22 protein-coding genes are annotated in these 22,385 nt (G+C 32.4%); 20 read left to right on the forward strand and 2 right to left on the reverse strand.

The annotated features are described in order from the left end of the window. Nucleotides 1–162 precede the first annotated feature (162 nt). The 18 genes from ruvC (at nt 163) to J2Z43_RS08135 (ending at nt 15,855) form a co-directional block, all read left to right on the forward strand. A complete protein-coding gene (ruvC, locus tag J2Z43_RS08050) occupies nt 163–672 on the forward strand; it encodes a crossover junction endodeoxyribonuclease RuvC (protein ID WP_209456707.1) in 510 nt (169 codons plus the stop codon). Next, nucleotides 665–1,258, forward strand: coding sequence for a Holliday junction branch migration protein RuvA (gene ruvA, locus J2Z43_RS08055; protein WP_027701337.1), 594 nt, complete (start codon nt 665–667; stop codon nt 1,256–1,258). The genes ruvC and ruvA overlap by 8 nt, the downstream gene beginning before the upstream one ends. A gap of 30 nt (nt 1,259–1,288) precedes the next feature. Next, the gene (gene ruvB, locus J2Z43_RS08060) at nt 1,289–2,308 is read left to right on the forward strand and encodes a Holliday junction branch migration DNA helicase RuvB (RefSeq protein WP_209456708.1); all 1,020 of its coding nucleotides are present in this window, start codon (nt 1,289–1,291) and stop codon (nt 2,306–2,308) included. Nucleotides 2,309–2,405: 97 nt separating this feature from the next. Then, nucleotides 2,406–3,431: a tRNA preQ1(34) S-adenosylmethionine ribosyltransferase-isomerase QueA gene (queA, locus tag J2Z43_RS08065; RefSeq protein WP_209456709.1), complete on the forward strand. Its 1,026-nt coding sequence runs from the start codon at nt 2,406–2,408 to the stop codon at nt 3,429–3,431. Nucleotides 3,432–3,504: 73 nt separating this feature from the next. Beyond that, nucleotides 3,505–3,996, forward strand: a complete 492-nt coding sequence (locus tag J2Z43_RS08070) for a phosphate-starvation-inducible PsiE family protein (protein ID WP_234926191.1) — start codon at nt 3,505–3,507, stop codon at nt 3,994–3,996. 135 nt (nt 3,997–4,131) lie between these two features. Continuing rightward, a complete protein-coding gene (gene tgt / locus J2Z43_RS08075) occupies nt 4,132–5,253 on the forward strand; it encodes a tRNA guanosine(34) transglycosylase Tgt (protein WP_209456710.1) in 1,122 nt (373 codons plus the stop codon). Between the two features lie 111 nt (nt 5,254–5,364). Next, nucleotides 5,365–5,676, forward strand: coding sequence for a preprotein translocase subunit YajC (gene yajC / locus J2Z43_RS08080; RefSeq protein ID WP_209456711.1), 312 nt, complete (start codon nt 5,365–5,367; stop codon nt 5,674–5,676). Between the two features lie 48 nt (nt 5,677–5,724). Further along, nucleotides 5,725–6,087, forward strand: coding sequence for a TIGR04086 family membrane protein (locus tag J2Z43_RS08085; protein ID WP_209456712.1), 363 nt, complete (start codon nt 5,725–5,727; stop codon nt 6,085–6,087). Between the two features lie 64 nt (nt 6,088–6,151). Further along, nucleotides 6,152–6,295, forward strand: a complete 144-nt coding sequence (gene scfA / locus J2Z43_RS08090) for a six-cysteine ranthipeptide SCIFF (protein ID WP_065365606.1) — start codon at nt 6,152–6,154, stop codon at nt 6,293–6,295. Between the two features lie 335 nt (nt 6,296–6,630). Beyond that, nucleotides 6,631–7,113 carry an RNA polymerase sigma factor gene (locus J2Z43_RS08095; RefSeq protein WP_209456713.1) on the forward strand — a complete coding sequence of 161 codons (483 nt, stop codon included), beginning with the start codon at nt 6,631–6,633 and terminating at the stop codon, nt 7,111–7,113. A gap of 100 nt (nt 7,114–7,213) precedes the next feature. After that, nucleotides 7,214–7,876, forward strand: a complete 663-nt coding sequence (locus J2Z43_RS08100; RefSeq protein ID WP_234926194.1) for a hypothetical protein — start codon at nt 7,214–7,216, stop codon at nt 7,874–7,876. A 347-nt stretch (nt 7,877–8,223) separates the two neighbouring features. Further along, complete coding sequence (locus tag J2Z43_RS08105; protein ID WP_209456715.1) at nt 8,224–9,639, forward strand: cell wall-binding repeat-containing protein; 1,416 nt, start codon at nt 8,224–8,226, stop codon at nt 9,637–9,639. A gap of 146 nt (nt 9,640–9,785) precedes the next feature. Further along, on the forward strand, nt 9,786–10,499 hold the full coding sequence (locus tag J2Z43_RS08110) for a response regulator transcription factor (RefSeq protein ID WP_209456716.1): 714 nt from the start codon (nt 9,786–9,788) through the stop codon (nt 10,497–10,499). Then, nucleotides 10,492–11,820 carry a HAMP domain-containing sensor histidine kinase gene (locus J2Z43_RS08115; protein WP_209456717.1) on the forward strand — a complete coding sequence of 443 codons (1,329 nt, stop codon included), beginning with the start codon at nt 10,492–10,494 and terminating at the stop codon, nt 11,818–11,820. The genes J2Z43_RS08110 and J2Z43_RS08115 overlap by 8 nt, the downstream gene beginning before the upstream one ends. 235 nt (nt 11,821–12,055) lie before the next feature. Further along, complete coding sequence (locus J2Z43_RS08120; protein WP_209456718.1) at nt 12,056–13,162, forward strand: MGDG synthase family glycosyltransferase; 1,107 nt, start codon at nt 12,056–12,058, stop codon at nt 13,160–13,162. Beyond that, nucleotides 13,153–13,863 (forward strand): polysaccharide deacetylase family protein, encoded by a 711-nt coding sequence (locus J2Z43_RS08125; RefSeq protein WP_209456719.1) that lies wholly within the window; start codon nt 13,153–13,155, stop codon nt 13,861–13,863. Before J2Z43_RS08120 ends, J2Z43_RS08125 begins: the two co-directional genes overlap by 10 nt. 2 nt (nt 13,864–13,865) lie before the next feature. Next, complete coding sequence (locus J2Z43_RS08130; protein WP_234926197.1) at nt 13,866–15,041, forward strand: lysylphosphatidylglycerol synthase transmembrane domain-containing protein; 1,176 nt, start codon at nt 13,866–13,868, stop codon at nt 15,039–15,041. Nucleotides 15,042–15,243: 202 nt separating this feature from the next. Continuing rightward, nucleotides 15,244–15,855 (forward strand): hypothetical protein, encoded by a 612-nt coding sequence (locus tag J2Z43_RS08135; RefSeq protein ID WP_209456720.1) that lies wholly within the window; start codon nt 15,244–15,246, stop codon nt 15,853–15,855. A 172-nt stretch (nt 15,856–16,027) separates the two neighbouring features. Here the strand turns inward: J2Z43_RS08135 and J2Z43_RS08140 are convergent, their stop codons facing one another. Next, on the reverse strand, nt 16,028–17,089 hold the full coding sequence (locus tag J2Z43_RS08140; protein WP_330617484.1) for an NAD(P)-dependent alcohol dehydrogenase: 1,062 nt from the start codon (nt 17,087–17,089) through the stop codon (nt 16,028–16,030). 256 nt (nt 17,090–17,345) lie between these two features. Here J2Z43_RS08140 and J2Z43_RS15270 point away from each other — a divergent pair, with 256 nt between their 5' ends. Next, nucleotides 17,346–18,476 (forward strand): YHYH domain-containing protein, encoded by a 1,131-nt coding sequence (locus tag J2Z43_RS15270; RefSeq protein ID WP_330617485.1) that lies wholly within the window; start codon nt 17,346–17,348, stop codon nt 18,474–18,476. 142 nt (nt 18,477–18,618) lie between these two features. Here the strand turns inward: J2Z43_RS15270 and J2Z43_RS08150 are convergent, their stop codons facing one another. Further along, nucleotides 18,619–19,089: a pyridoxamine 5'-phosphate oxidase family protein gene (locus J2Z43_RS08150; protein WP_209456721.1), complete on the reverse strand. Its 471-nt coding sequence runs from the start codon at nt 19,087–19,089 to the stop codon at nt 18,619–18,621. A gap of 284 nt (nt 19,090–19,373) precedes the next feature. Here J2Z43_RS08150 and J2Z43_RS08155 point away from each other — a divergent pair, with 284 nt between their 5' ends. Next, nucleotides 19,374–22,373 carry a cell wall-binding repeat-containing protein gene (locus tag J2Z43_RS08155; RefSeq protein ID WP_209456722.1) on the forward strand — a complete coding sequence of 1,000 codons (3,000 nt, stop codon included), beginning with the start codon at nt 19,374–19,376 and terminating at the stop codon, nt 22,371–22,373. Nucleotides 22,374–22,385: the final 12 nt, after the last annotated feature.

Genomic DNA, 22,385 nt, shown 5'->3' on the forward strand with positions numbered 1-22,385 from the left:
TGTAATAGAGAATTTAAAGTTTTTTAAAAGAAGATTTAAATTTTTTGATAGAAGATTTAAATTTTGATAGTATAAAAAGTGATTGTATTTGTTGCTAAATAAAAACAGCATAAAATATATTGCTAAGAAACATGTTTTATAAATTGGGGAAGGACGTATTTTATGATAATCTTGGGAATAGATCCAGGGATAGCTATAGTTGGATATGGAGTACTGGAATACAAAAACAATAAATTTACTCCGATAGATTACGGAGCAGTCACTACGCCTGCACATATGGATGTATGTAAAAGATTGGAGCTAGTGTACAAAGGAATAGACACAATAATAAAAAATTATAATATAGATGAAGTTGGAATAGAGGAACTGTTTTTCAACAAAAACGTTAAGACTGCTATTACTGTTGCACAAGCTAGAGGGGTTACTATGCTTGCATGTTCTCACAACAACAAGCCGGTTTATGAGTACACTCCACTTCAGGTGAAGCAAGGGGTAGTAGGGTATGGTAGAGCACAAAAAGCACAAGTACAGCAGATGGTTACAGCGTTTTTGAATTTAAAAGCTGTACCAAAGCCGGATGATGTTGCCGATGCATTAGCAGTTGCAATTTGCCATGCACATTCAAATAAGCTTGAAAAAACTCTGAAAAATATAGGAGGGAAATATGTTTAATTATATAAAGGGAATTATAGAAGAGATAAACATGACTTACATAGTTATTGAAAATAATAATATAGGATATGAGATAAATGCTTCTTCTAACACTATTGCGGATGTTAGAGTTGGAAAAGAGGCAAAAATATATACAAAATTAATAGTAAGGGAAGATGATTTAACTATCTGCGGATTTTCTACTAAAGAAGAGCTTAAGATGTTTGAGCTTTTGACTTCAGTATCTAAGATAGGTCCAAAAGTTGGACTAGCTATTCTGTCGTTTTCGACTCCCGCAAAACTAGGTGCATTTATACTTAGCGATGATATAGCTAATCTTTCAAAAGCACCTGGAGTAGGTAAAAAAACAGCAGAGAGAATTATACTAGAACTTAAAGATAAGATAGATAAAGATAGCGTGGCATTTGAACCGACACTGTTTTCTGAAAAGCCTATACTTGTTTCACAAGATGAAGCCGTTGAAGCACTTATAGCGCTTGGTTACAGTCCGATGGAATCAAAAGAAGCTGTTCAAAACTGTAAAAAGGACGGATTAAATACCGAGGATATAATCAAAAAATCCCTTGCCTATTTAATGACGAAATAGCTAACTATATTTTAGAGGGGAGGAAAATTTATGAACGAATTTGATGACGAAGATAGAATAATTACATCTTCTATGCAAACTGATGATGTAGACATAGAAAACAGTTTAAGACCTAAGACTCTAGAAGAATATTTGGGGCAGGAAAAATCAAAGGAGCAGCTTAGTATATTTATTCAAGCCGCAAAGTCTAGAAGCGAACAGTTAGATCACGTACTGCTTTATGGACCGCCGGGACTTGGAAAAACTACTCTTGCCAGTATAATAGCAAATGAAATGGGCGTTAACCTTAGAATAACTTCGGGCCCTGCTATTGAGAGAGCTGGAGATTTGGCGGCGATACTTACAAATTTAAATGAAAATGATGTGCTTTTTATAGATGAAATTCACAGAATCAATAGAACTGTTGAAGAGGTGCTGTACCCTGCAATGGAGGACTTTTGCTTGGATATAATTATAGGTAAGGGACCATCGGCGAGAAGTATAAGACTCGATCTACCAAAATTCACTCTTATAGGGGCTACTACTAGAGCAGGAATGCTAACAAATCCTTTAAGAGATAGATTTGGAGTAATTTGCAAGCTAGATTATTATACTGTTGATGAACTTGCACAGATAGTTTTGAGATCTTCTTCAATACTAGATGCAGAGATACACGAATCAGGAGCTTTGGAGCTTGCTAAACGTTCAAGGGGAACTCCTAGGATCGCCAATAGATTGCTTAAAAGGGTTAGAGATTATGCTCAAGTTAAATCAGATGGGATAATAAGCAATGGAATAGCCAAAGATGCGTTGGAGCTCCTTGGAATAGACGATCTCGGTCTAGACTATGTAGACGAAAAGCTACTGCACACAATAATAGAAAAATTTGGAGGAGGACCAGTAGGACTTGATACACTTGCAGCATCAATAGGTGAAGATAGAAATACTATTGAAGATGTTTTTGAACCGTACCTATTACAGCTTGGATTTATCAATAGAGGTCCAAGAGGAAGGTCTGCAATGCCTTTAGCATATAAACACTTAAATATAGAAAAGCCCCGTGATAAATAGACTGCACGGGACTTTTTTAAGTTGTATTCCAGTAGTCGACATGTAGTTTTTTTGTTATAATAAAAAGGTGAAATTTTTTTTGAGAGGAAGTTTAGTTTTGAAGACAAGTGATTTTAAATTTGATTTGCCAGAAGAGCTTATTGCTCAAGTTCCAATAGAGGATAGATCTAGTTCTAGACTTATGGTTCTTGATAAAAAAACTGGCGAAATAGAACATAAGATATTTAAAGATATAATAGATTATTTAAACCCAGGTGATTGTTTAGTATTAAATAATACAAAGGTAATTCCAGCGAGACTTATTGGAGAAAAAGTTGATACTGGTGGAAAGATTGAGTTCTTGTTATTAAAAAGAACAGAAGATGATACTTGGGAAACATTGGTTAAACCAGGTAAGAGAGCTAAAATAGGTACAAAATTCTCTTTTGGTGGAGGAAAACTAATCAGTGAAGTAGTTGGAATGGGAGAAGACGGATCTAGAATAGTTAAATTCAGCTACGACGGTATATTTGAAGAGATACTTGATGAGCTGGGAAGCATGCCATTGCCTCCATATATCACTGAAAAGTTGGAAGAAAAAGATAGATATCAAACAGTGTACTCTAAACACAGCGGTTCTGCAGCAGCACCTACTGCAGGGCTTCATTTTACTAAAGAGCTTTTAGATAAAATAGAGAAAAAAGGTGTTGATATTGCATTTATTACGCTTCATGTGGGGCTTGGGACATTTAGACCAGTTAAAGTAGATGATGTGTTAGAACACCATATGCACTCAGAGTACTATATGGTGGACAAAGAAGCTGCCAATAAAATAAACAAGGCTAAAAAAGGTGGAAAAAATGTAGTCTGTGTTGGAACTACAAGTTGTAGAACTGTTGAATCGGCTAGTAAAGAAAAAGGCATAATAAAAGAAACAAGCGGATGGACTGAGATATTTATATATCCAGGATATGAGTTTAAAATTGTGGATAAACTTATAACTAATTTCCACTTACCGGAGTCGACACTTATAATGCTTGTAAGTGCACTTAGCAGTAAAGAAAATATTCTAAACGCATACAATACTGCTGTAGAGGAGAAATATAGATTCTTCAGTTTTGGGGACGCAATGATTATAAAATAGTTAATACTATTAAAAGTTTATGTCAAACTGAAGAATATAAAATACAAAAGGTCAGATTTGAAGGGGGTTATCTATGAAAGAAATAACTAAAAATAGCAATAGCAAGGTGCTTAAGGTCGCGTTAATACTTGAAAAAATTCTAGCAGTAGTAGTTTTACTTACTATATGTCTGGGAATTATGGATATATTCAGATTGATTTGGTTTGAATACATCACTGATTTTCAGAATATTGTTCAATATCAAACATTAAATAATATCCTAGGCCAAGTACTTCTATTGGTAATAGGGGTAGAGCTTGTTATAATGCTTTCACTTCATATACCAGGCGCATTTATTGAGGCGTTGTTGTACGCAATAGCGAGAAAAATGCTGTTGTTGCCTAAAAACGATGGAATGATGGACGTTTTACTAGGAGTAATCGCTATGGGTGGACTTTTTGCAATAAAGAGATTCTTAATTCAAAGGGGAAGCTATATGACAGAGAAAAATGAAATAAAGGAAAAGTGCAATGACAAGATGCTTGAGGAAATCAATATGAAATATGAAGAAGAATATAAAAATTAATATAGAAATTAAAAAGAATTAATAAATAATATTAGAATTCACATAGAAATTAAAAAGAATTAATAAAATAATATAAAAATTAACATAAGAATTAAAAGAATTAATTTAGAGTTACTAATGGTTAGGAGAAAAAATATGAATGCAGTAAGATATGAACTTATAAAAACTTGCAAGCAGAGTGGAGCTAGACTTGGAAGGCTACACACACCACACGGCGTAATCGATACACCGATCTTTATGCCTGTTGGGACGCAAGCGACAGTTAAGAGTATGACACCAGAAGAACTAAAAGAGATTGGATCACAGATAATTCTAAGCAACACTTATCATCTGTACATGAGACCGGGACATGAAATAGTTAAAAAAGCTGGCGGTCTTCATAAATTTATGAACTGGGATAAACCTATACTTACAGATAGTGGAGGGTTCCAAGTATTTAGTTTAGGACCGCTTAGAAAAATTGTAGAAGAAGGTGTCGAGTTTAGATCTCACTTAGATGGATCAAAGCACTTTTTAACACCAGAAAAAGCAGTGGAGATACAAAATGCACTTGGATCGGATATAATGATGGCGTTTGATGAGTGTGCTCCATATCCTGCTGATAGAGATTATGTAAAAAATTCTCTTGAAAGAACGACAAGATGGTTAGAAAGATGTAAAGAAGCCCATAATAATACTGAAAATCAAGCGTTATTTGGTATAATTCAAGGTGGAATGTACAAAGACCTTAGAGAACAATCTGCTAAGGAAATTACGTCTATAGATTTACCTGGATATGCAATTGGAGGACTTAGTGTTGGAGAGCCAAAGCCGTTGATGTATGAAGTACTTGAATATACAACACCGCTTATGCCAGCTGACAAGCCAAGATATCTTATGGGAGTTGGAAGTCCAGATGACCTTATTGAAGGAGTAATAAGAGGAGTTGATATGTTTGACTGTGTACTTCCTACTCGTATAGCTAGAAATGGTACAGCTATGACAAGCCAAGGAAAAGTAGTAGTTAGAAACGCAAGTTACGCAGAGGACTTCACACCATTAGACCCAGAGTGTAGTTGTTATACATGCCAAAACTACACAAAAGCTTATATAAGACACTTGGTTAAGACTAACGAAATCTTAGGTGCGAGACTTATAACGACTCATAATTTACACTTCCTGCTAGACCTTATGGCTAAAGTAAGAGAGGCAATTATGGAAGATAGACTACTAGACTTTAGAGAAGAGTTTTTTACAAAATATGGGTACGAATTATAGGCTTTGCACTATGAATTATTATAGATTTAATGTATAATACTCTATAAAGCTTTAAAAGGCATAATTTAAATTAACAAGATAAAATTATGAAGAACAAGGAGTGAAAAAAACATGCCACAACAATCACTAATACCTGTAATAGCTGTATGGGTAGTTGTATTCGGTTTATTCTATTTCTTATTGATGAGACCTCAAAAGAAAAGAGATAAAAAACTAAAAGAAATGAGAGAAAACCTTCACGTAGGTGACAAAGTCACTACTATAGGAGGAATCATAGCAACTGTTGCTAAAGTTGATGAAGACAACTTAACTCTTGAAATAGGTCCAAGTAGAACTAAAGTACCATTCCAAAAATGGGCTATAGGAACTGTTGAATCTAGAAAAGAAGAAGTAGAAGTTAAAGAAGACAAAGAAGAAAAGTAATTTAAACACCTCCTCTTGAATATATTTATTTCAGGAGGGGGTTTTTTAATGGAAAAATCAAATTATATTTTTAAAGGTCTCGGTTTTGCATATATTATGACTTTAGCTATAATTCTAATATACAACTTGTTTTTGACATTCACAAACATGAGTGGAGAGACCATTACCATGGCGGCATCTTTTATAACTACTATATCTGCAGCCTTTGGTGGATTTTATGCGTCTAAGAAGATTAAAGAAAAAGGTATGTTCTATGGTTTATTGGTTGGTATGATGTACATAGTATGCGTGTTTTTGACTGTTTTTCTAGTACAAGAGAATTTTGTATTTGAAGTTTCAATGCTTTATAGAATCCTTCTAATGACAGCGGCAGGAGGTATTGGTGGAGTTTTAGGCGTCAACTTCAAATAGAGATTTTCAGAAATACCATTTTGTGTTATAATCAGTAGAGAATAATCGTTATGGAGGTATAGTCATGGAAAAAAAACACATAAAAACATTATCAGGAGCTACTTTGAAGCAAAGTGCTGAAAAAGGTGGATGCGGAGAATGTCAAACTTCTTGTCAATCAGCTTGCAAAACTTCTTGTACGGTTGCAAATCAAGAGTGCGAAAGATAGTAAGGCCTTGCCACAAAAATGCTCGATCAATTGAATTTGGCTTCATGCCAATGTTACGTTGCGAAATAAAATGCCGCGAAATCCAATTGATCGAGCATTTTTGTTTGTAAATCCTTGCGGTAGTACGCGAGGAAAATAAGAAATTATATTTATTATAAAGTCGGAGGTGGAGCTTCCGGCTTTGTTTTTTGTACCAAATTAATAAACTTAAAACTGATAAATTAATTAATTTAAAAATAAAAAAATAAAATGAACCATTTCACATCCTTGAGCATCTAATTAGTGAAGAAGCAAATAAGTAGCGCTACGGTTTGCTAGGAAAGGTAGGAAGCTAATTGAATAAAAATTTATTTATAGATAGAGTCCTTGAAGCTGAACGTACTTTATATCATGTGTCTAAGACTATTCTGAGTGTAGATCAGGACTGCGAGGACGCGGTTCAAAGTGCAATTTTAAAAGCTTATGAAAAATTAAATACATTGAAAGAGGAACAGTATTTTAAAACATGGATTATTAGGATTCTCTTAAATGAATGTTACCGATTGAAGCGTAGGGAACAAGCAAATGTATCTTATGAGGAGTGTTTTGAATTTGTAAAGGCTGAGGATGAAGAGGATTTTAGTGAGCTGTATTTAGCTATTAAAAAACTTCCTGAGCGAATTAGAATTACTGTTGTCCTCTATTATGTTGAGGGCTATTCTGTAAAAGAAATTAAACAGATTTTGAAAATACCTGCCGGAACCGTAAAAAGTCGTTTGGCAAAAGGACGAAAACTATTAAAAAATAGGTTAGAGATTATGGAGGTAGATTATGAATAAAGACAATTGGAATAATATCTTTCCTGATCCACCCGAAAGTTTTCATAATAAGGTGAACAATACCTTAAATTGTTTGCCGGATAAAGAGGAGATTAATGAAATGAATAATAGATTAATATTTAGAAGGATACCTTTAAAAAGGGGAGTTATGATTGCATTAATAGCTACTTTAGCGATTGGGACAACTGTATTTGCTGCTGGTAAGATAGCATCTATAGTAAGTAGTTCAAGTGTAATACCGACGTATTATTCAATGCCTAGTGCAGATAAAATAAATAAAGATTTAGAGTTTGAGCCTAAATTAGTTGAGAAATTTGACACAGGGTATGAGTTTAAAAGCGGTCATGAAGTAAAGAATGAAATTTTTGATGACAATGGAAATAGTTTAGGAGAACAAGAGGCTGTGGATTTTGTTTACAATAAGGGTGAAGATAAGATAAGCCTTAATATAAGTAAAGGTTATTTAGGAGAAGATTCACAAGAAGCTGAACATGTAGGAAATTACAGAGATATTTCTTTAAGCTACTTATCATCTACATACAAAGTATTACCAGAGGATTACAAAATGACAGAGCAGGACAAGAAAGATAAGGCGTCAGGTAAATATATATTTAGTTCTGGAAGTGACAAGGTAGAGATATCAGAGTTTAAACAATTAAGTTGGACTCAAAATGGAATTAGCTATATGTTTACTGCGATGGACTCAGATGTTACACAAGAGCAATTGGTTAAAATGGCACATCAGATGATCGATTCTCTATAATTTTTTAGGAACAACCATTTTAGGCTATAGGCGTTGATCCTAAATAAAATAAATGTTTTAGTTTATATTAGAAGCATCCGAATAGCCGTTCGGGTGCTTCTTTATTTTTTGTACATTTTCATCTATATAAATTATGATCCTATGACTATTATATTATTAATTTTTGCCAATTTTAGGAAATTGTAATATAATTTTATTATAAGTCTGTGTTAGTTGGGTTAACACAGACTTATTCTTTTATCCAAGATTTGGATAAAAAGCTAAAATTAAAATTATCTGAAGCAGAGATCAGCACTATGGAAACAAGTATACATAAGTATACAACTTGATATATGAGGGGGATCTATATGAAGAATAAAAAATTAATTATAACAATTGGTTTGACACTTTCGTTTGTAATTGGAGCATCGAGTTCATCAAATGCACTTTCGACAGTTGATCAGTTAAAGGGAAGTGATAGGTACGAAACAGCCGCTTTAATAGCTTCTAAGCAGAGTTATAAGACCGCGATTATAGTAAATTCAGATAAAACTTTGGCTGATGGTCTTAGTGCAAGTGGTTTAGCAGGAGCAGAAAATGCACCTATACTTCTTGTCAAACAAAACCAAATTCCAGCAGTGACTATGAGTAAATTAGATGGTGTTGAAAAAGTATACATAATTGGTACTGAAGATACTATAAGCTTACAAGTAGAAACGGTGATAAAAGATAAGGGTATTGAGACAGAGAGATTAGCTGGTAAAGATAGATGCGAGACGAGTTTAGCTATAGCTAATAAGATTAAAGAAATAAAAAGTATAGACAAAGTTATATTTGCAAATGCGTATAAAGGAGAAGCCGATGCAATAAGTGCATCTTCGGTCGCTTCTAGAGATGGGGTTCCTATAATCCTTACTGAAGGAAAAAGTACAGATTTTGATCTAAATGGACTAAATAGATATGCTATAGGATCTAATCTATCTTTAAGCGACAAGTTTGTAAGTGATATAGGTGCTAAAAGACTTGGCGGAATAGACAGATTTGATACAAATAAAAAGATAATACAGTGGTTCTATAAAGACTATAGCGAGGTTTATTTGAGCCAAGCGTACAACCTTGTAGATGCTCTTACAGTATCTCCACTGGCTAAAAATAAACCAGTTGTCCTAGTTCATAATAACAGTGACAAGAGTATACTAAAAAACTCTGATAAGTTTACAGTCCTAGGTGGAATCGATAAAGTTGCGGTTCAACAAAGTATAAATACAGCTACAAATAATAAACCGAATGAACAAGGATTTTACTTCGATATAAATAATCCAACTCTTAATAAGAGGGTAAAAGATCATCTATACAACTTAATCAATATATATAGACAAGAAAATGGTCAAAGTGTCCTTTCACAAGCAAAGAGGCTAGAAGGACTAGCTGGAGATTGGTCGGAACTAATGGCTAAAAATAATACAATGTCACATGTAATTAATGGAAAAAATTCTTACTCGACATTTATGCAGTACCTTGACTGGTCACCTATCCCAGAAGGTCATGTAATCGTTCAAGGGGAAAATTTATTTAAATATAAAGTTGGCGATAAATACGTGTACACACAAAGAGATGCAAATAATATAGCGCAGTCGATGTTGGATCAATGGAAAAGAAGTGAAGCAGATGGTGGAGTAAATATGCTTCATCCGGGATTTAAAATAATGGGATTTGGTATGTCTACTAAATCAGATAAGACTATATATGCAACACAAGAGTTTTATGGAGTTTATGAAAATTAGCTTCATCGTTATTCAGCTTAAAAGGTAATGTTGTTGAGTTGTGAAAAATTAAGTGAATATGGTATAAATATAATGAAGATAAAAGTTCGCACAGTTTTGTAAAAATAAACAAGATTGGTGTGAACTTTATGTAAAGAGGTGATAAGGTGAGTGAGAACTTGCAAAAAACAGTTCTAGTTGCTGATGATAGTCCTGAAATAATTGAAATAGTAGATATACTGCTTTCTAGTGAAGGATATAAAGTGTTAAAAGCTACCAATGGTCAGGAAGCTATAGATTTGGTTGATGAAAATGTAGACCTTATAATATTAGATGTAGTTATGCCTGTAAAAAATGGATTTGCAGCATGTAGAGAGATTAGAGAAAAAACTAATGCTCCAATACTATTTTTAACAGCAAAGACCCAGGAATCAGATAAAGTTATAGGTTTTTCATCAGGTGGAGACGATTATTTACTTAAGCCATTTTCTTATTCTGAATTTACTTCTAGAGTTAAATCACTTATCAGAAGATATTATGTATACCAAGGGATAAATGTAGAAAATGTAGAAGATGAGTCTAAGGAAATTATAATAAGAGATCTCAGCATAAATTTAGATACTAAAGAAGTGAAACTAAAAGGGGAAAATATATCGCTTACAACTATAGAGTACGATATGATTGCCCTTATGATTCAAAATAAAAAGAAGGTGTTTTCGTCCAAAAACCTCTATGAAAGTATTTGGAATGAACCTTATTTTTACACAGCAAATAACACTATAATGGTACATATAAGGAATTTAAGAAAGAAAATAGAAAAGGACAGGCAAGATCCTGAGTACATTAAGACTGCTTGGGGAAAGGGGTACTACATTGATTAAGCATTTAAAACCTTCTAGGCTTGGTTGGAAGATTCTATTTTATATAGTTGTGTCTGTGATAGTTGCCTTTATGTTAAATGTTCCTTTTTATAATATGCTAGAAAACACGGTCACTAAAGCCGCTGAAGAAAAGCACTATTTACAAAGTCGTCTAACAAGATTAGTTGATGATCTCCAGTTATATATTGATGACAACGAGTTAAAATCGAGCGATGGAGATATGTTATCTTATTGGAATGATGACAAATGGTATGTTTATATGAATATACACAAAGATAAGAAAATTTTGTACGACACAGTAAACTACCCTAAGAAAATTTCCGATGAAGATGAACAGAGAGAACTTCAAAACAACGATCTTATGAATAACTACTCTTTGAAGTTTAAAGATACAACTGCGACAGTTACAATAACTGCATTTTTTAACGTGAGGTATCAAAACTTTATAAATGCTGCATCAGTTGCTTTTTTAGCTATAGCATTTATATCAACTTTCCTTTTACTGTTTAGCAAAAATATAAAGTACATCAAAAAAATTGAACAGGGAATAAAGATTGCAGAGTCAGGAAGCTTAGAATACAGAATCCCAGTAAAAGGAAATGATGAGCTGAGTTCTCTTGCCAAAAGCATAAACGAAATGAGTGGCGTGATTACAGATCAACTTCTGCTTGAGAGTGAAATGAGGCAAAAAAATAGAGATATGGTTACATCTATATCTCATGATATAAGGACTCCTCTAACATCAGTGATATGTTATCTGGATCTAATTGCAGACGAAAAGTATTCAGACAGAGAGCAGTTGGATAAATACATCGAAAATGCAAGGTTAAATGCTTATCAGATTAAGAATCTATCTGAAAATCTGTTTATACATTTTGTGTCATCGCCGGAAGATATCGATTATGAAATTAAGAGAATCAATGCAAACGAGTTTATATTTCAACTTATACTAGACACAACTTTTGATCTAGAGGAAAATAATTTTGAGGTAAATGTAAAAAATGAATTGCATAAGCAAATACATATCGATATAGATATAACACAATTTAGAAGGATTTTTACCAACATTTGTTCAAATATAATAAAGTATGCAGATAAAAATGCTCCGATTGAATTTTCAGCAAGCATGACAAAAAATTTTCTGCTTATCAAGCAGTCGAACCAAGTTTCTAAATCAAATGATCAATCGGAAAGTTTTGGTATAGGTATAAAAAATTGTAAAGAAATAGTAAAAAATCACAATGGTTTCTTAAACATCTTTAAAGACGAAAAAGAATTTTTGGTTGAAATTGGAATTCCGATTAGTTCTACTGGAGATTAATAAAATAAAAATATAAACCTCTGAAACACTTAGAAATCAGTGCTTTTAAAAAAATTAAGAATTCTTAAGAATTATATTAAGTATTTCTAAAGATTTAGCAAATAAAATATTATATATAGCAGATAATATTACATAGTGAAGTTAATCGATAAAAAACATAAAATATCGAACTCAGTCGAAGCGACGAGTAAATAAAGATTTATAATTCATTTTTGCTAAAGGAAGGATGAGAAATATGAAAGTACTAATTCTAACAAGTAAATTTGGTATGGGACATCTTTCAGCATCTAATTCATTAGCTGAAGAGATAGAGGATTTGTACTTTGGATCTGAAGCAGTTGTAGAAGATATATTTGAATATATTATGCCAGAATACACAGATACAATGTATAAAGCCTTTAATGTTCTAGTAAATAAAGGAAGTAAACTATATAATTTATTTTACAGATTTACAGAAAATGGAAAAATAGACTCAACACCATTTGTATTTGAGCATTTTCTAAAAAAACTAGATGAGCTTTTAGATGAAATAAAGCCAACTGTGATTATATCTACATTTCCATTTTGTTCACAGCTTGTTTCAAAATACAAAGATAAGACAGGAGATAAAAGACCACTGCTTACATGTATAACAGATCTAAGTAGTCATTCAGAATGGCTCAGCAAAAATACAGATTGCTATTTAGTTGCAGATGAATATACTAAAGATGAATTAATTGAAAAAGGAATAGATATTTCTAAAATACTAGTAACCGGAATACCAGTTAGAAGAGAATTTAAGAATACAGACAGAAAAGATAAAGACCAAAACGAAAAAAACATACTTATAATGGGAGGCGGACTTGGAATTCTTCCAAAATTAAATAAATTTTATGAAGATCTAAACGATTTAGAAGGTGTAAAAACAACAGTAATAACAGGAAATAATGAGAAAATGTACTACAAGTTACACTCTATGTACAAAAACATAGAAGTATTAGGGTACACTAACCATGTAGATAAATATATGGAAGATGCAGACCTTATAATAACAAAACCAGGGGGAATTACATTGTTTGAGACAATACATTCCGAACTTCCTCTACTTGTATTTTCTCCATTTTTACTACATGAGATTAATAACGCAGCTTTTATTCTAGATAAGAACATAGGAAGAGTATTAAGCAAAAATCCAAAAGAACATATAGATAATATAAAAGAGATTATTTACGATGACGAGCTTTTAAATACATTTAAGAAAAATTTAAAATCTATAAAAGAAGACTTGGACGATTTTAGATTAATAGAGATGTTGGATTATCTAGATAGCGAGTCACAAGGAGAGTGCACTAGATGTATATAATTGAATTTATATCGATAGGATGTATTATAATATTTATTATATTTTTACTACATTCGGTACTACCAACATACTACAATAAGCATTATAATAATAACATAGTAAAAAAGACTAAAGGTAAAAAGAAGATCATGCTTACATTTGATGATGGACCTGATCCGAGGTATACAAGCGATTTACTAGATCTTTTAAATGAACAAAATGTGAGGGCAACTTTCTTTGTAGTTGCAAACAACGCAAAATCAAATCCGGATATAATTGAGAGGATGCTAAATGAAAGTCACGAAGTAGCAATACATTCTTTAGAGCATAAAAATGCTTGGCTGTACAGCTACTCGTATACTAAAAAAGATTTTTATGAAAGTTTAGATATAATGAAAAAATTAGGTGTTAATGTAAAATATTACAGACCACCATGGGGACATACAAATATATTTTCAATGAGTTTTGCAGACAAACACAACTTAAAAGTTATACTTTGGGATGTAATGGCAGAAGATTGGGAAAAAGATGCAACAGTAGAAGTAATAGTTGAAAGACTTAAAAAAAGAATTAAAGGAAACTCAATAATATGTCTCCACGATGCTGGAGAAAATTCAGGAGGAGCTGAAGGAGCACCTAGAAGGATGATTGAAGCTTTAAAAATAGCTCTACCTGAACTCAAGGCATCTGGATTTAGATTTGTTACACCAGAAAGGAGCTAAGTATGAACAAAAAAGTAGAAAAGAAGAAAAAATATATAATCTCAAAAGCAATTACTAAAAAAAATAACAAAAACAATAACAATAAATATATAGGAAGTCTTACATTTATGGTATTGCTTATGGCGATAACAAGTTATTACATCTTTAAGGATCAGTCATTCGCATCGCTAATAGGTGTTATTCAAAAAATAAACCCGGTTTATATATTGATCGGATTTTCTATGATGTTTTTGTACCTAGCTTGTGAAGCTGTAGGAATCAATATAATTATGAAATCACTAGGACAAAAAGTATCACTGTTTAAAGGACTAGGATATTCATTTGTAGGGTTTTACTTCAGTGCAATAACACCTTCAGCATCTGGAGGTCAGCCAGCTCAAGTCTATTATATGAATAAGGATAAGATAAATATATCCTATTCATCGCTTACACTCTTAATACTATCTGTTTTTCACCAACTAGTAGCTCTACTATACGCCGGAATAATGTTTTTAGTGAGATACTCATTTGTAAAAGAGGATATTGGAGCTATGAAGATACTTATAATATACGGAGTAGTTTCAAATGTAATCCTAATTGGTGGAATGATAGGGATAGTGTTTTCTAAGAAATTTGTAAATACATCAATTATATTTTTAGTAAAAATACTTGCTAAAGTTAAGATAGTAAAAAATATAGATAAAGCAATGGATGCTGTAGATAAGCAGATATTGGAGTACCAAAAAGGAGCAGAGCATATCAAGGAAAACCCTGCTTTGATGTTTAAAGTCTGTGTTATAACTATAGTTCAAGTAACATCGATGTTCTTAGTACCTTACTTCGTTTACAAGGCATTTAACTTATCAGGATATGGAGTATTAGATATAATAGCTGTTCAAGCTATACTAACGCTTGCTGTATCATCACTTCCACTTCCAGGAGCAGTAGGAGCATCTGAAACTGGATTTTTGAATATGTTCAAGGTGTTCTTTGCCGGAAGTATGCTGATACCAGCGATGCTTATAAGTAGAATTTTAAACTTCTACGCATTTGTAGCATTGAGTGCTCTTATTACACTTGTGATCCATATTAAACAAGTAAAAAAAGAAAGTTCAAAGAAAAAGGTATACAGACTTGTGAGTATGAGAAGGTTTGATTTTAAAAAGTACATGGTTAATAAAAAAGAGATTCGTATTTGAAATTATAGAAATAGAGAATAGTGAGAATAGCATATGTATTGGTGGTCATAAGTAGATTTAAAATGACCACCAATACACATGCTATTCTTTTTTACGTTTTTGAAAATTTTGCCGATCAAATTGAAATAGATACCAATCATTGGTATAATTTTAGTGAAATGAGATGAATTTGTACAAATTTAAATTGTGAGGGAGCATTTTTATGAGAAAAATATTAATAGTTGCATCGATGTTGTTGTTGGTATTTACGGTAGGATGTAATAGTAAAAATGATACAGGAAATAATCAAAAAGACAAAAATGTAGAGATATTATCTAATAAGAAATATAAAGAGAGAATCAATTTAGTACTTGATGAATCGAGAAAATACATTAGTGATTATACGTATGTACATGATGAAGAAGAATACGTTGAGAAGACCCCAGAAAATGAGGAGTATCAAAAACTATTAGAGAGTTATAAAATCAATGAAAAAAAGTATAAAGAAATGGGAGAGAAATTTTCTAAGTTTAGAAGTAAGGATGAAGAAACCAATAAAATTCATGATAAATTGATTAAAATATTTATCGATAAATCAAATAATTTCAAAGAGAGAGACGAATTAGAAACGAAGATTAGAGAATTCGGTGTTGAAGAATCGGTTAATGAATTAGAAATAGAAGCAGGCACCGTTCCAGAAAATCTTATGTCAGAAAAAGAACGAAATGAGATAGATCTTAGAATTGATGAGCTGGATCGATTGATTTATGAGGATAATACATTAATCGATGTGTGGAATGAATTAGAACGTAATTTAGGTGTAAACTTAGATTGATAGGATAGGAAAATATAAATAAAAGAATATGGGTAAAAACAAAGGCGATTGCTTAAATAGCTATCGCCTTAAAAATTTAAATGATTTTATTATTAAGTTATGTTCACTTATTTGTAAACTATAACATTAGATAGCTTAAATATATTGTTTTATATTTTTTGTTTAATTAAATCTATAGTATAACTACAGGTTTAATTAAATCTTTAGGCTTGTCTTTCATTAACATAAGAGCTTCTTCCATGTGGTCAAAGCCATTGAATTTATGTGTTAATAACTTGCTTGTGTCAAGCTTTCCTGTTTCCATTAAAGATACTAGTTTTTCCATACGTAATCTACCACCAGGCATTAAACCTCCTGCTATTACTTTATGGCCCATGCCGCAACCCCACTCAACTCTTGGAATTTTTATATAGTCGCCACTACCTAAATAATTTACATTACCTATTCTACCGCCTGGTTTTAGCATTTCTATAGCTTGTGCAAAAGTATCATTATCTCCTCCTGCAATTATAACTTTATCAACACCTTTACCATGTGTTTTTTCCATAATTTGAGTAACTATGTCACCTTCTTTATAGTTTAGTATATCTGTAGCACCATATTCTTTAGCAGCAGCTACACAGTTTGCACGTGAACCTACTCCATATAAATGAGAAGCACCTCTAAGCGCTGCTCCAGCAACAGCCATAAGACCAACAGGCCCGATTCCTATTACACAAACTGAATCTCCAAATTGGACATCAGCTAATTCTACACCATGAAATCCAGTTGGAACCATATCACTTAGCATAACAGCGTCTGCTACATCAACACCTTCAGGAATTAGAGCTAGATTTGCATCAGCTTCATTAACATGAAAGTATTCACTAAAAACTCCATCTTTAAAATTAGAAAATTTCCAACCAGCTAGCATACCGCCTGAATGCATTGAATACCCTGCTTGAGCTTCTAGAGATCCCCAATCAGGTGTAATAGCAGGAACTATTACTTTATCCCCAGCTTTAAAGGACTTAACTTCACTTCCGACCTCTACAACTTCACCCACAGCTTCATGACCTAAAATCATATCAGAACGTTCACCTATTGCACCTTCCCATACTGTATGTATATCAGATGTACATGGTGAAACGGCTAGCGGTTTTACAATTGCATCTAAATTACCACACTTTGGAACATCTTTTTCGATCCAACCAACATTTCCTATTCCCAACATTGCAAAGCCTTTCATCTTCATATAGACAATCTCCTCTTCAATTGGTTAATTTATAGAACTGTTTGTTAATAATTTATTTATGTCAATTTTATGATATTGCTTTATTATCTAATTGTCAATGATGAATTTTTTATATAGTAATTTCTATAGCTATAATAGCTAGCCGTATTAGAGTTACGTATATTAAATATTTTCCGATTTATTTGTAACGGATACCAATTATTGGTATAATCTGAGATGATTTGAGATAATTTAAGGATGAATTGGGGGAGTTTTTGTGAATTTTTTGAGGAGAAAATCTAAAAATAGGTGTTTTGCTGTAATCTTGACTGTTTCTTTGATGAGTTTTGGAAGTATATCTTTTGCTCACTCTGGAAGGACAGATTCTTCAGGAGGACATCACGACTATAAGAACAAGTCTGGTCTTGGAAGCTATCATTACCATCATGGTTATGGTCCACATTTACATACTAATGGATGTCCTTATGGAGGCGGCGGATCTAGTTCATCTGGATCATCTAGTTCTTCTGGAAATTCAGCAAGCTCGAGAGAATCAGAACAAAGAAGAGCTGAAGAAACTGCAATGAGGGAAGCAGAAGCTAAAGCCAGACAAGAGGAAAAAGATAAAGAAAGAGTTAAAAAAGAGGGAATTGATAAAGGGTATGAAAATGGATACTCTAGAGCTGGCCGTGACACTTCGTCGTATTCAGGAAGTTATGTAGATAATTATAATAACGGATACAATGAAGGGTACAACAGAGGTCTTGAACAAGTAGAAGAGGACGCTAAAGAAGCTTCTGAAAAAGGGTACAACCTTGGAGTTACAGGAGAAGATATAGAAAATCCTTATTCAAAAGAGATATTATTAGAATCATTTAAAGAAGGTTACGAGAAAGGTTTTGGAGAGTACAAGTCTAAGAAAAAAGAAGAGTATAAGGCAATTGGAAAGCAAGACGGCGCTGAAGACAAACCTATGATGGAGTTTGAAGAGGATATAAATAAAGAAATTAAAGCTGCGTACATAGATGGGTACAACAGTTCCCAAAAAGTAATAGAAAAAGAATTTAACGAAAGAGGATTTAAAGCTGCAATCAAGAAGGCTAAATCAGAAGAAAGTTCTATAAAAAATGAAAAACACTCTAAATGGTATAAAGCCGGGTACGAAAACGGTAAAAAGAGATTAGATAAAGAGCTCGAAAAAGCTTACCAAAAAGGTTTAAAAGGAGAGGAATTCCAAGTAGAAACAGCAGTGCTTGGAGCAAAAGAATACCTTAAAGAGGAATACGACAGAGGAAAAGAAGATGCAAAAACTAATGGGGCAATTGGAGCAGGCGTTATAGGCGTATCGGCAACAGGGTTAGTTCTATATAGAAGAAATAGAAAGAAAAACGGAAATAGAAAGTATTAAATTTTAAGAAGCTGTATCCTAAATAAAGTTACATATTTAAGATACAGCTTTTTAATTATCATTTATAGTATACGATTTTATGAAGTAATTTAATGTATTTAATTAAAATCAAAAGCTTTAAAAGCTTAAGGATAATTAAAAGTTAGCGTCTAGATTTTCCAGTAATATGATCTACAGTTATTTTTACCACATAAGTTTGCTCAGTTAAAGCTGTTATGTATTTTTTACCTTTGTCTGTAATATTAGAATCAGGATCGTATTTATTGATAAGCTCCATTAGAGCAGCGTATTTTTCATCATCTAAAGCCTCACTAGCTGTACCAAAAACAATTACACTTTCGTAATTGGTAGTGAATTCACCTGGAAGTATCTCAGTATTACCGACTGCATTAAATGATACTTTGTCGTTGTTTTTAATATTTTCGATTTTGTGACCAGTTTTAGCACTGTGGAAATATATAGCATCATTGAAATAAACATAACTAACAGGAACACCGTATGGATAACCGTTATCGCTTATTGAAGAAAGAACTCCATACTCGCAATTCTTTAGGATATCTTTTGCCTCATCAACACTTAACATTCTGTCTTTTCTTCTCATTTCTTTAAACATACAAATCCCTCCAATTTTAAATATAATCTAAACATTTGGTATTTTCCATTATTTACTTTAATTATACCATGTTGCAGAAAAATGTATAAGAGAAATAAAGTCAGTGGTAGTTACAGGAACATATGTAAAATATTTAAAAGTTTTTTCAAAAACACTAAAATTCCACAAAAATAAAAGGGAAAAAATATGGAATTGTTGCTATGTACAACCAAATAAGTTATAATATTCCATGATGGAATAAATATGTAAAAGAAGTAAAATCTTAATATATGGGGTGAAAATTAATGTTGAAAAGAAAAAAAATCGTATCGAAGTTACTTGCCACTACGATGGTATTAACATCGTTTACAGTTAATGCTAGTGCAGCAGAAGTAACGTCAACAACTATCGGTGGAAATGATAGATATGAAACAGCTATAAAAATAAGTGAAAACGGATGGTCAAAATCTGATCGTGCGATACTTATCAATGGGGAAAAAGGCTTAGTTGATGCTTTAACAGCTACTCCTTACGCATATTCAAAAAATGCGCCAATACTAATAACAGCAGCTGGAAAACTATCACCAGCAACAGCTAACAGACTTAAAGCTATGGATGTTAAAAATGTCGACATAGTTGGTGGAGTAAATTCAGTATCTAACCAAGTAGTAAACGACCTAAAGGCTATGGGAATAACAGTAAACAGAATAAGTGGAGCATCTAGATACGACACAAGTTTAGCTGTAGCTAAAGAATTGGACAAGATACAAGATGTATCTGAAATAGCGGTAGTAAATGGGGACAAAGGTATTCCTGACGCTGTAAGTGTTGCAGCACCAGCGGCAAGCAAAAAAATGCCAATACTTTTAGCTGAAAATAGTGGATTAAGTTCAGCAAGTAAAGATTTTGTAAACGGAGAAAGTGTTTCAAAATCTTATGTAATAGGATCAAATAACTCAGTGTCTGATACAGTTATGAACACATTACCAGGAACTAAAACTAGACTTGGTGGAGCAGACAGACACGACACTAATGCTGCAGTTATAAAAGAATTCTACACAGCAGCTTCATGGAACAATGTATATGTAGCTAAGTCAGGATTTGTTAAGACTAATGACGAGATAGTTGATGCTTTAGCAGCAGGTGTTTTAGCAGCTAAAAATGGTAATCCAATTGTTTTAGTTGGAAACAGCATAAACACTTCTCAACAATCTTTATTAGCTAGCAAGAAGTTTAGTAAGATGACTCAAATTGGTATGGGTATACCTGCTAATTCTGTAAATCAAATAAAAGCTACTCAAGCTGATGCAGAATCTAATGCAACAAGTGTATCAGTAGTAGATTATAAAACTATTAAAATAAAAGGTTCAAACTTAAATCTTATAGATAAATCTAAAGTATCATTATCAGGAAATACAGTTAGTTCTTACACAGTTAATTCTGATGGTACAGAAGCTACTATAGTATTTAATAATGCATTTAGTGGAACTAATTCTGTTAAAGTTACAAGTAATTTAGGAAAAATTATGGAGTTGTCATTTACATACAGCTCAGAAGTAAATAGTGTTCAAACTACTACTTCAGAAATATCAGTGGGAGGTATCCAATACCTTAAATTCACAGTTAACGGATCTCAAACAAAATCTATTGATGAGTTAAAATCTTTAGGATGGAAAATAGAGTTTAAAGCGAATGACAAGGTATTCTATGATAAAACTGGATTAGCAATTGATAATTCAATGACATCTGAAAATGGAAAATTAAGAACTAGTTCTGGAGAAGAAGGTAAAAAAGCTTTTGAATTAGGAAAGATATATAGTTATGAGGTAACTCTAACAAATGGATCTAAAGTGTTAAAGAGTAACAAGCTGTTCTTTGAGGTAGTTGATAAAAGTAACTTATACAGTGAAATAACATCTTTTAAAGTTCAAACAGGTAATTTGGTAAAATTAGATAGCACAAAATTAGTCGTAGATGAAACTGCTAATCTTGTGGATATTAAAGGTAAAGATACTGATGGGAATGTTGTTGATATATCAAATGATACTCTAAAAAGTGATAACTTTAAAGTGACTTCATCTAATAGTTCAGTTATAAGTGTTAACCAAACTACAAAAGAGCTAAAAGCTCAATCAACTGGTTCTGCAACTATAACTGTATCAAATGGGAATGTAAGTAAAACAATAAATTTAACAGTATCATCAGAAGCTAGAAAATTCAATACACTCACATTTTCACCATCTACAGTTTATGTAGGTTTAGATAAAGAGGTTACTGTAGTAGCAACAGCTAAAGATCAATATGGCGATCTGATTAAAGGTGAAAGAATATTTAAAGGTTCAGAAAAAGTTTTATCTGATGGAAAAGAAATAGCAACTATTGTATTACCAGTGGAAAAAGAATCACAAGTTACTAATGAAGAAGGAAAATTAAATGTAAAAGTAAAAGCTGATGCAGTCAATTCAGGATCAGGATCATTTACTGTAAAAGATACTAATAAAACATATGCAACTTTAAATGTAAATACTAAGAAATTAGAGGATAACGATGTTGATAGATGGAAACTTGAAATTGATCAAGTTGACAGCGTTAGTAAAGATAATCAAATTGATGTATATGATGTAGTAGGAGATAAAACTGTAGATCTTGATTTAAATAGATACAATTCAAATTATTTCTACGATACAGTTGTATCTGATATCGATACAACTGCGACTTCAATACCTGAAAATGGATATTATGTAGCGTCTTCTAACGAAGATGTTGCAACAGTATCACAAAGTGGTGGGAAAATAACAGTGACAGCAGTTAAAAATACTAGTAATAGTGAGAGCACAAGCACTAGTATAAAGCTATATTACAAGGGATCATTAAAAGATACTTTTAACGTAGTAGTTAAAGATAGTACTCCTAAAATAACAAAAATAAGTGCAAATTCTATAGGTACTTTGAACTATGATAAAGATAAAGCACCTGGTGAATATGATGTTATAAATAATTTGTTTAACATTACAAATGAAAATAGCGAAAACGTTGTAGAAGGTTTAACTATATCTGGTAAAAGTGGTAAAGTTATATATACCCCAGGTGAAGAAGAAGCGTCTGGATCATTTAATATAGGTGCAACACCACTTGCGAAAGTGAAAGTTGAGACTGATTTTGGAGCAACTGTATCAGGTGGAAAAGTTAATATACCTAATAAAAAAATAACAAAAGGACACATAATAGTGAAAGTATATAATGGTGCTGCTGATAGTGGGAATCCATTTGAAACATATACTATAGAAGTAAATGTTGAAATATAGTTAAAATTAAAG

The organism is Metaclostridioides mangenotii (assembly GCF_017873185.1).
In the GTDB taxonomy this organism is placed as follows: domain Bacteria; phylum Bacillota; class Clostridia; order Peptostreptococcales; family Peptostreptococcaceae; genus Metaclostridioides; species Metaclostridioides mangenotii.

Bases quoted from the DNA above. Each gene is read 5' to 3' on its own strand.
- ruvC (WP_209456707.1), top strand. From the start codon at position 163: ATGATAATCTTGGGAATAGATCCAGGGATAGCTATAGTTGGATATGGA.
- ruvA (WP_027701337.1), top strand. From the start codon at position 665: ATGTTTAATTATATAAAGGGAATTATAGAAGAGATAAACATGACTTAC.
- ruvB (WP_209456708.1), top strand. From the start codon at position 1,289: ATGAACGAATTTGATGACGAAGATAGAATAATTACATCTTCTATGCAA.
- J2Z43_RS08070 (WP_234926191.1), top strand. From the start codon at position 3,505: ATGAAAGAAATAACTAAAAATAGCAATAGCAAGGTGCTTAAGGTCGCG.
- tgt (WP_209456710.1), top strand. From the start codon at position 4,132: ATGAATGCAGTAAGATATGAACTTATAAAAACTTGCAAGCAGAGTGGA.
- yajC (WP_209456711.1), top strand. From the start codon at position 5,365: ATGCCACAACAATCACTAATACCTGTAATAGCTGTATGGGTAGTTGTA.
- J2Z43_RS08085 (WP_209456712.1), top strand. From the start codon at position 5,725: ATGGAAAAATCAAATTATATTTTTAAAGGTCTCGGTTTTGCATATATT.
- scfA (WP_065365606.1), top strand. From the start codon at position 6,152: ATGGAAAAAAAACACATAAAAACATTATCAGGAGCTACTTTGAAGCAA.
- J2Z43_RS08100 (WP_234926194.1), top strand. From the start codon at position 7,214: ATGAATAATAGATTAATATTTAGAAGGATACCTTTAAAAAGGGGAGTT.
- J2Z43_RS08105 (WP_209456715.1), top strand. From the start codon at position 8,224: ATGAAGAATAAAAAATTAATTATAACAATTGGTTTGACACTTTCGTTT.
- J2Z43_RS08120 (WP_209456718.1), top strand. From the start codon at position 12,056: ATGAAAGTACTAATTCTAACAAGTAAATTTGGTATGGGACATCTTTCA.
- J2Z43_RS08125 (WP_209456719.1), top strand. From the start codon at position 13,153: ATGTATATAATTGAATTTATATCGATAGGATGTATTATAATATTTATT.
- J2Z43_RS08130 (WP_234926197.1), top strand. From the start codon at position 13,866: ATGAACAAAAAAGTAGAAAAGAAGAAAAAATATATAATCTCAAAAGCA.
- J2Z43_RS08135 (WP_209456720.1), top strand. From the start codon at position 15,244: ATGAGAAAAATATTAATAGTTGCATCGATGTTGTTGTTGGTATTTACG.
- J2Z43_RS08140 (WP_330617484.1), bottom strand. From the start codon at position 17,089: ATGAAGATGAAAGGCTTTGCAATGTTGGGAATAGGAAATGTTGGTTGG.
- J2Z43_RS08150 (WP_209456721.1), bottom strand. From the start codon at position 19,089: ATGTTTAAAGAAATGAGAAGAAAAGACAGAATGTTAAGTGTTGATGAG.
- J2Z43_RS08155 (WP_209456722.1), top strand. From the start codon at position 19,374: ATGTTGAAAAGAAAAAAAATCGTATCGAAGTTACTTGCCACTACGATG.